8 protein-coding genes and 1 pseudogene are annotated in these 8,932 nt (G+C 66.6%); 5 read left to right on the top strand and 4 right to left on the bottom strand.

All coding sequences use genetic code 11. From position 1 onward, the window contains the following. From B351_RS0105455 to B351_RS0105440, 4 genes and pseudogenes are all read right to left on the bottom strand, one after another. A pseudogene (locus B351_RS0105455) lies at positions 1-190 on the bottom strand (hypothetical protein); the annotation flags it as partial. After that, complete coding sequence (locus B351_RS0105450) at positions 187-690, bottom strand: membrane protein (RefSeq protein WP_019398036.1); 504 nt, start codon at positions 688-690, stop codon at positions 187-189. The gene B351_RS0105450 and the pseudogene B351_RS0105455, both read right to left, overlap by 4 nt. A 9-nt stretch (positions 691-699) precedes the next feature. Then, positions 700-1,059 carry a hypothetical protein gene (locus B351_RS0105445; protein ID WP_019398035.1) on the bottom strand — a complete coding sequence of 120 codons (360 nt, stop codon included), beginning with the start codon at positions 1,057-1,059 and terminating at the stop codon, positions 700-702. An 87-nt stretch (positions 1,060-1,146) separates the two neighbouring features. Beyond that, a complete protein-coding gene (locus B351_RS0105440) occupies positions 1,147-2,601 on the bottom strand; it encodes a Do family serine endopeptidase (protein WP_019398034.1) in 1,455 nt (484 codons plus the stop codon). 492 nt (positions 2,602-3,093) lie between these two features. On the opposite strand from B351_RS0105440, the gene B351_RS0105435 reads away from it, so the two are divergent. The 5 genes from B351_RS0105435 (at position 3,094) to B351_RS17580 (ending at position 8,885) form a co-directional block, all read left to right on the top strand. Further along, the gene (locus tag B351_RS0105435) at positions 3,094-5,250 is read left to right on the top strand and encodes an adenosylcobalamin-dependent ribonucleoside-diphosphate reductase (protein ID WP_019398033.1); all 2,157 of its coding nucleotides are present in this window, start codon (positions 3,094-3,096) and stop codon (positions 5,248-5,250) included. A gap of 160 nt (positions 5,251-5,410) precedes the next feature. Beyond that, complete coding sequence (locus B351_RS0105430; protein ID WP_019398032.1) at positions 5,411-6,208, top strand: histone H1-like repetitive region-containing protein; 798 nt, start codon at positions 5,411-5,413, stop codon at positions 6,206-6,208. Between the two features lie 100 nt (positions 6,209-6,308). Then, on the top strand, positions 6,309-7,079 hold the full coding sequence (locus tag B351_RS0105425) for an NrdJb (protein ID WP_019398031.1): 771 nt from the start codon (positions 6,309-6,311) through the stop codon (positions 7,077-7,079). Positions 7,080-7,124: 45 nt separating this feature from the next. Next, on the top strand, positions 7,125-8,156 hold the full coding sequence (locus B351_RS16270; protein ID WP_039730906.1) for a ParA family protein: 1,032 nt from the start codon (positions 7,125-7,127) through the stop codon (positions 8,154-8,156). A 3-nt stretch (positions 8,157-8,159) separates the two neighbouring features. Then, complete coding sequence (locus tag B351_RS17580) at positions 8,160-8,885, top strand: hypothetical protein (protein WP_156810423.1); 726 nt, start codon at positions 8,160-8,162, stop codon at positions 8,883-8,885. The last annotated feature ends 47 nt before the right edge of the window (positions 8,886-8,932 follow it).

Below are 8,932 nucleotides of genomic sequence, written 5' to 3'. Positions count from 1 at the left end.
TCCGTGCCAGCGGCTCGGCGCGGCCGACCAGGAACCCGGCCACCAGGCCGGCAACCACGATCCGCGGCGGGGGCCAGCCCAGCCGCCAGTGCTCGCGCAGGCGGGTGCGGCTGTCCTCGGCGCGGTCCATGCAGCGCTGCACGCGCGCCTCGGCGCGCTCCACCCGCTGGCGCAGATGCTCGAACCTCATCGCGGCGCCTCCGGGGACGCGGGCGGCGGGGCCTGCGGCGGCTGCGGCGCAGGCGCGGGCTCGTCCTCGTCGTCCTCCTGGAACAGGCCCATGCGGCTCAGCTGGCGACGGGTGGCGTGCAGGCCCATGTAGTCGAAGAAGCGCGCCGTGCGCCAGGCGGCCAGCGCGCATACGCCGATGTTGAACAGGGCAGCGATCGACAGCGCGCTGAGCCAGGACAGCCCCAGGCGCTGCATCAGCGCCACCGCCGCGGCGGTGGCCAGCAGCCAGGCCGAGGCCCCGAACACCACCGCCACGCCGGTCCAGGCCAGGGCCCGGCCCATGGCCGAGCGGGCCATGGCGATATCGGCCGACAGCAGCGCGCGCAGGGCGCGCAGCGAATCGGCGGTGGCGCCCAGCGCCTCGCGTCCGGCGTCACCGACCTGGCGGATCGTCTCGTCCAGCGGCGGCGGTGCGCCGGCTTGCGGGCCGGCGTCCCCGGTGTGCTCCCCTTCGCCCACGGCCGTGCGTCAGCGGTCGCGGCGGCTCAGCGCGGCCACCAGCCAGCCGGCGGCGAAGGCCACGCCGAAGGAGGCCAGCGGGCGCTCGCGGATCAGTTCGGCGGCGCTGTCCAGCAGGTCGCGGCCCTTGTCGAGCAGGGCGTCGACCTGCTCGCGCGCGGCCTCGCCACCCAGCTCGGCGGCGGCCAGCCCCGACAGCGCGGTATCGGCCAGCTCAGCCTTGACGTTGGCCTTGCCCAGGCGCAGCTCGTCGCCGGCGGCGGTGGCGGCGCCACGCAGCGCCTCGCCGGCGGCACCGGCGGCCGACTTCAGGTGGGCACCGGCCTCGCTGAGGTTTTCCTTGATGTTCTCGCTCGGGTTCGGGCTCATCTGCGTTCTCCTGGATGGGGATGCCGGGACGGCATGGGCGCGGCCATCTGACCACGCCCGCGGTGTAGGGTCCGTTACGGCTGGCGCTTACTGCAGCACCAGCCGCCCGCGCACGTTACCGCGCTCGATCAGCAGCACCAACTGCCGCGGCGTGTCGGCCAGGCTCGAGCGCAGCGAGGACAGGTCCGAGACCTGGCCGGCGCTGGTGGCGGTGATGATGTCGCCCGGGCGCAGGCCGTTGGCCTCGGCGCGGCTGCCGCTGGCCACCCGCTCCACCAGCACGCCCTGGCCGCGTGCCTGGCGCAGCGGCTCCGGCAGCTCGGCCAGGGTGGCGCCGGCCAGGCGCGGGTCGACCGCGTCGCCGGCCAGGCTGCGCGGCTGCTCGCGCAGGGTCGCGCGCAGCTCCAGGGTGCGGCCGTCGCGCAGCACCCGCAGCGGCACCTGCGAGCCCACCGGCTGCAGGCCCTCGAAGTTGTGCAGCGCCATCGGGCTGGTGATGCGCTGGCCACCGGCCTCCACGATCACGTCGCCCGGGCGCAGGCCCGCGGCGGCGGCGCCGGAGTTGGCGTGCACCCGCGCCACCAGCGCGCCCTGCTGGTTTTCCGGCAGGCCCAGGCTGCGCGCCAGGCGCGCGTCCAGTGGCTGGGTGTCCACGCCCAGGGTGCCGCGGCGCACCTCGCCGGTGGTCACCAGCTGCTGCACCACGTCGCGCGCCAGGTTGGAGGGGATGGCCAGGCCCAGGCCGATGTTGCCGGCCATCGAGCCGCGCGGGTTGAGCGAGGCGGTGTTGATGCCAACCAGCTCGCCGCGCAGGTTGACCAGGGCGCCGCCGGAGTTGCCCGGGTTGATCGAGGCGTCGGTCTGGATGAAGTTCTGGTAGCCCAGGCCGCGGATGCCGCTGCGGCCCACCGCCGAGACGATGCCGGAGGTGACCGTCTGGCTCAGGCCGAACGGGTTGCCGATGGCGACCACGAAGTCGCCCACCTGCAGCTTGCTGCTGTCGCCCAGCGGCAGCTCGGTCAGCTTCTCGGCCGGGATCCGGATCAGGGCCACGTCGGTGTCGGCGTCCGAGCCGAGGAACTCGGCGGTGAAGGTGCGGCCGTCGGCCAGCGACACCGACACGTCGTCGGCGCCCTCGATCACGTGGTGGTTGGTCAGCACGTAGCCGCGGCCGGCGTCGATGATCACGCCCGAGCCCAGCGACTCGTTGATCCGCTCCTGCGGCACCTGCGGGAACATGCGCCGGAAGAACGGGTCGTCGAAGAACGGGTTGCGCACCCGCACCCGGGTCTTGGTGTGGATGCTGACCACCGCCGGCAGCACCCGCTGCAGCATCGGCGCCAGCGAGGGCAGCTGCTGCCCGTCCACCGCCACCGGCAGGGCGGCGGCCATGGGCACGCTGGCGGTCGGCGCCGGCGCGGCCGGCACCGGGGCGGGGCTGGCGTGGGCGCGGTTGTCCAGGGCTTCGCGCACGGCGGTGGCGGCAAAGCCCCCGAAGGCGGCGGCAGCGGTCAGGGCGATGAGCGAGGTCGCGCGGCGCATGCAGGTTCCTGGCTGGCGTGGATGGGAACGCCGCCACCATGGGGGCGGCAGGGCACGTCATCAAGCTGAACGAGTGTCGCCCCGGGGCGCTAAACCGGCGGTGAAACCCCTCTTGACCTGCGCATTCCATCTGTTCCGTCCGCCCCCGCCCGGAAGCCCGCTCCCGCCGTTGCTGCGTTTGTCGGATCGCGGTTGACACTGCCCGCCGCCCCGGCTTAGCTTGGCCGCCTGTCGAGCCACTAGATATAGCGGTCGAACACAACGCTGGCCCCAGCGATTGGTGGTTTAGGTGAATAGCCAACACTGCGGGCCCAACGCGGGAGCGGCGAGCGGATGGGACAGGAAATTGCGTACGGAAGCGGCCGCGCAGGCCGCGACAAACCCGGCGCCTGACTCCGGCAGGCGGCGCGTCTTCGCGTCGCCACGGCGTGCCCTTCTCGTTCCCACCCCGGCCCCCAACTGGATTACGGTGCGGAAGGAGATCCCAACAGCATGAGTACGGTGCGCCTCGAAGTGGTCAATACGGACAAACCCGTCGCGGAGATCCCGCTGCAGCCGGCTTCCCAGGACATCTGGGACAAGAAGTACCGCCTGAAGACCAAGCAGGGGGTGCCGCTGGACGCCGACGTCGACGGCACCTACCAGCGCGTGGCCCGGGCCCTGGCCGATGCCGAGCAGACCGAAGAGAAGCGCACCTACTGGTACGAGCGTTTCCTGTGGGCGCTGCGCCGCGGCGCGATCCCGGCCGGCCGCATCACCTCCAACGCCGGCGCGCAGGAGCACAAGCCGGCCACCAGCACCATCAACTGCACCGTCTCCGGCACCATCGGCGACTCGATGGACGGCATCCTGCAGAAGGTCCACGAGGCCGGCCTGACCCTGAAGGCCGGCTGCGGCATCGGCTACGAGTTCTCGACCCTGCGCCCGCGCGGCGCGTTCGTGGCCGGCGCCGGCGCCTACACCTCCGGCCCGATGTCCTTCATGGATATCTTCGACAAGATGTGCTTCACCGTCTCGTCGGCCGGCGGCCGCCGCGGCGCGCAGATGGGCACCTTCGACGTCTCCCACCCGGACGTGAAGGACTTCATCCGCGCCAAGCGCGAGGACGGGCGCCTGCGCCAGTTCAACCTCTCGCTGCTGGTCACCGACGGCTTCATGCAGGCGGTGGAGAACGACGCCGACTGGCCGCTGGTGTTCCCGGTCAACCGCAAGGAAGAGGCCGAGCTGGACCTCTCCAACCCCGAGCAGGTGGTCTGGCGCGACTGGCCGGCCCACGACGACGCCTACATCGTGCGCGACGACGGCATGGTCGCCTGCCGCGTCTACGGCCACATCAAGGCGCGGCACCTGTGGGACATGATCATGGTCTCGACGTACGACTACGCCGAGCCGGGCTTCATCCTGATCGACCGCGTCAACGAGATGAACAACAACTGGTGGTGCGAGAACATCCGCGCCACCAACCCCTGCGGCGAGCAGCCGCTGCCGCCGTACGGCGCCTGCCTGCTGGGCTCGGTCAACCTGACCAAGTTCGTGCGCGACCCCTTCACCGACAAGGCCTCCTTCGACTGGGAGGAGTACAAGGAAGTGGTGCGCGTGTTCACCCGCATGCTGGACAACGTGGTCGAGGTCAACGGCCTGCCGCTGGAGCAGCAGCGCCAGGAGATCCTGCGCAAGCGCCGCCACGGCATGGGCTTCCTGGGCCTGGGCTCGACCCTGACCATGCTCAAGATGAAGTACGGCTCGGCCGAGAGCCTGGAGTTCACCGAGCAGGTGGCCCGGGAGATGGCCGTGGCCGGCTGGGAAGTGGGCCTGTCGCTGGCCAAGGAGAAGGGCCCGGCCCCGATCATGGACGAGACCTTCACCGTGACCCCGCAGATGCTGCGCCAGCGCCCGGAGATGGCGAAGGACGGCTGGCGCGTGGGCCAGGAGATCGAAGGCAAGGTGCTGCACGCCCGCTACAGCCGCTACATGCAGCGCATCGCCACCGTGGCCCCGGACCTGGTGGACGAGCTGGCCGAGGTCGGCGCCCGCTTCACCCACCACAGCTCCATCGCCCCGACCGGCACCATCTCCCTGTCGCTGGCCAACAACGCCTCCAACGGCATCGAGCCCTCGTTCGCGCACCACTACAGCCGCAACGTGATCCGCGAGGGCAAGAAGAGCAAGGAGAAGGTGGACGTCTACAGCTACGAACTGCTGGCCTACCGCCACTTCGTCAACCCCAAGGCGATGCCGTTCTCCGACGACCCGGAGGCGAAGCTGCCGGACTACTTCATCTCCGCCGACGACATCTCGCCGAAGGAGCACGTGGACGTGCAGGCCGCCGCCCAGAAGTGGGTGGACAGCTCCATCTCCAAGACCGCCAACGTCCCCACCGACTACCCGTACGAGCAGTTCAAGGACATCTACCTGTACGCGTACAAGCAGGGGCTGAAGGGCTGCACCACCTTCCGCTTCAACCCGGCCGCCTTCCAGGGCGTGCTGGTCAAGGAAAAGGACCTGGAGAACACCCTGTACCGCTTCGAGCTGGAAGACGGCTCGGTGGTGGAGGTCAAGGGCAACGAGGAGATCGAGTACGACGGCGAGACCCACACCGCCGCCAACCTGTTCGACGCCCTCAAGGAAGGGTATTACGGCAAGTTCTGACCGGAGGGCGGCGCGGGCCCGCAAGCCCGCGGCCCGTCCCGAGGTCCCCGGCCGGGGCGCGCGCTTTCCGGGCGCCCGCCCCGGCTTCCTGCGGTAAACGGCGCCCGGAGCCAGAGAGAGTGTCCCGATGACCACATCCAGCGAGCCCAAGGAGGGCCCCATGAGCAACAGCAATGGTGTGACGGCGACCCTGACCGAGGACGCCGTCCATCCCGCCACCAGCAACGACACCGCGACCCCCGTCGCCGAGGCGCAGGCCGCCGGCGAGGCCCAGGCTCCGGAGGCGCTGACCGCCGCCGAAGCCCCGGCCGCGCCGGCGCCGGCCCCCGAAGCCGAGGCCGAACCCGCCGCCGAGCCGGTGGTCGCCAAGGTGAAGAAGGCCGCGGCCCGCACCCGCGCCAAGGTCGCCGGGAAGGCCGCCACCGTGGCGAAGAAGGCGAAGGAAAAGGCCGCCACGGTCGCGAAGAAGGCCAGCACCGCGGCCAGGAAGGCCACCGCCGCCGCGAAGAAGGCCAAGGCCACCGCCGACAAGGCCCGCGGCACGGCGAAGAAGGCGGCCAAGAAGGCCGTGGCCAAGGCCCGCACCAAACTGCAGACGGCCAAGGCCAACGCCGCCGCCGAGGCGAGCACCGCCCGCAGCCGCATCGCCGCGCGCGCTGCCACCCGCAAGACCGCCGCCAAGAAGGCCGCGGCCAAGAAGGTGGCCGTCGGCCGCAAGGTCGTCGTCGCGAAGAAGGCCGCCGCCGCCAAGAAGGCGGTGAAGAAGGCGGCCAAGGCCGCGAAGAAGGTGGCGAAGAAGCCCGCGGCGAAGAAGCCCGTCGCCAGGAAGACCGTCGCCAGGAAGACCGTCGCCAAGAAGACCGTTGCAAGGAAGGCGGTCGTGAAGAAGGCCGTCGCCCGCAAGACCGTGGCGAAGAAGGCCCCGGCCCGCAAGGCCGCCGCCCGCCGCACCCGCTGAAAACCCCTGCAAGGCTCCTCCCGGCCCGGCGGGAGGAGCCGCGGCCCCGCCGCCCCGTATCCATAACCAGAAGAACCGACCAGAAAGAGGATCCAGCCCCATGGCCGTGAAGATCGACAGGAAAATCAAGGGCTACTCCGTCGTCACCCCGGAGGACAAGGCGCGCGAGACCGCCGCGCCGGCGCCCGTCGCCGATCGCGAAGCGGCCAGCAGCGAGGCCAAGGACAACGTCATCCAGATGCACGAGCGCATCGAGCGCCCGGACGTCCTGATCGGCAGCACCTACAAGATCAAGTCGCCGCTGGTGGAGCACGCCATGTACGTGACCATCAACGACATCGTGCTCAACGCCGGCACCGAGCACGAGCTGCGCCGCCCGTTCGAGGTGTTCATCAACTCCAAGTCGATGGACCACTTCCAGTGGATCGTGGCCCTGACCCGCATCATGTCCGCCGTGTTCCGCAAGGGCGGCGACGTGACCTTCCTGGTGGAGGAGATGAAGGCCGTGTTCGACCCGCGCGGCGGCTACTTCAAGGCCGGCGGCGTGTACATGCCCTCCCTGGTGGCCGAGATCGGCGCCGTGGTCGAGGAACACATGAAGTCCATCGGCCTGATCCACGACCCGGAGATGAGCGCCCACCAGAAGGCCCTGATCGCCGAGAAGCGCAAGCAGTACGAAGAGCGCGCCAAGGGCGCCAGCGCCGCCGTCAACGGCACCGCCGCCGCCCGCGAGGAAGACGTCGCCGTGACCGGCGAAGGCACCAGCTTCCCGCCCAGCGCCACCATGTGCCACAAGTGCAGCACCAAGGCCCTGGTGATCATGGATGGCTGCGCGACTTGCTTGAACTGTGGGTATAGCAAGTGCGGGTGATTAATTGCCCTTGGCTGTGAGATTGCGTCGCATTGGGCGATTTTAATGACGAAGATTATTTCGCTATACAACAATAAAGGCGGGGTTGCGAAGACTACGACGCTCTTTAACTTGGCCGTTTACGCGGCCAAGGAGAGAGGGAAGAAAGTTCTTTTGGTCGACTGCGATCCGCAATGCAATACAACGGAATTGTTCTTTTGCTCTTCTGATCAGATTGATGAGCCGGAGGACAGTCTCCCTGGAACTTCGATATACGAAGCATTGCGTCCTCGATTTGAAGGTGAGGCGTCGCGTGTCGATGCGAAGAAGGTGGATTTGGCGTCTTCGCCGCTTTATAGCAATCTTTACCTCCTGCGCGGCGATATCAACTTCTCAAGAGCTGAGCAATTTTTCGCCAACTCGATAATGCAGGCCATTACTGAGTCAATTCACGAGAAGAATACATACGCAGTAATGGGCCGCCTCCTGCGTGATCTGGGCGGCCTCCATGGGTTTGATTATATTCTTTGCGATGTAGGCCCTAGCGCCGGCTCTATTACGCGTATGGTGATCCTTTCCTGCGACGGAATTTTTATTCCGACCGCCCCGGATAGGTTCTCTCATCAGGCGATTCTAGGCATGGGCGCAATTATGACTGAATGGCTAACTCGACACCGAGCAATATTGTCGACCTTTGCGCCTTTCGGTTTAAGTGCAAGCTTGGTTGAGCCTGTCTTCTACGGCGCAGTAGTGAATAACTATAAGATTCAGCGTGCCGGAAGGAAGAAGAACTCGTACCTTAAATGGGAAAGTCTTATTAAGGAGGCGATAATTAATAATCTCCTTGACGGCAAAGGCCTTAAGCCTGTCGCACCAGAGGTAAAGATTGAGCCTTTTATCGCCTCAATCCGTGATGTTGGCCCGATGGCTCCAGTGGCACAGATGGTAGGGAAGGCCATCTTTGATATCGGACAGAGGGATACTGAGCTCGCCTCGTCTGATGGGGATTACTACAGGGGGGCGGTTTGGTCCGATTGGCTGGCCCGGATGGGTGAGTACAAAGAAGAAGTGCGTAAGATCTTTGACGCGATCAGGTAATCTGTGACGGTCCCCTATACATTTGTAGCGCTCCTGGATGTTTTGGGCTATCGGAGCAAAATCGATGCCGACCGGCAGCGTGCCTCAGAAGACTTCAAGACAAAACTTGAGGCGGCGCTGGCTATCTTAACTGGTCTCAATGAGACCGAGATAAGCTACCAAGCCATTAGTGACACGATCATAATCGCGAATCATCCGAGCGCCCGTTTCTGCGATTTGCTCCGGACGCTGAAGCGAGTCCATCTCGCATTCTTGCAGCAGGGATTGTTTTTGAGGGGTGGGATCGCATTTGCGCCCCATTTTAAGTCCGGTCCTATAACGTATAGCCATGCTCTTCCGGTCGCCTATCAGCTCGAGCAAACGCAGGCTGTGTATCCTCGAATTGTTATCGATTCGAATATCATCGAGATGTTTTCTGGTGACGGGAAACTATCTGCTGAGGCTGGCGACGTTCAATCGGAAAGGCTCATCTGCGTCGAGAATGGCATCTATTTTGTTAATGTCGCTCACGAGAGTGCTGACGAGTATTACGAGCTTGCTCGCGGGATATACCAAGAGGAAGAGTCGGCGCTTCATGGGCGAGAGCACGAGCTAGCGAAGCATCGCTGGCTGCAAAATTACATTGCTGCAATCTCGGGTGTGGCTAGGGAGCCATACATAAAGTCGTTAGGGGTGTTCTTCCCGCAAAGGTGGGGTGCGAATGCCGATGAGGTGGAAGGGGGGCGGTGATGGGATAACGGGGTCAGGTTCACTTCGATGCAGCGAGTTCGCGCGTT

The sequence above is a fragment of the Pseudoxanthomonas sp. GW2 genome, from assembly GCF_000283075.1.
GTDB lineage: Bacteria > Pseudomonadota > Gammaproteobacteria > Xanthomonadales > Xanthomonadaceae > Pseudoxanthomonas.
The sequence above is the reverse complement of the archived record's forward strand: the minus strand, read 5'-3'. Positions and strand labels throughout refer to the sequence as shown.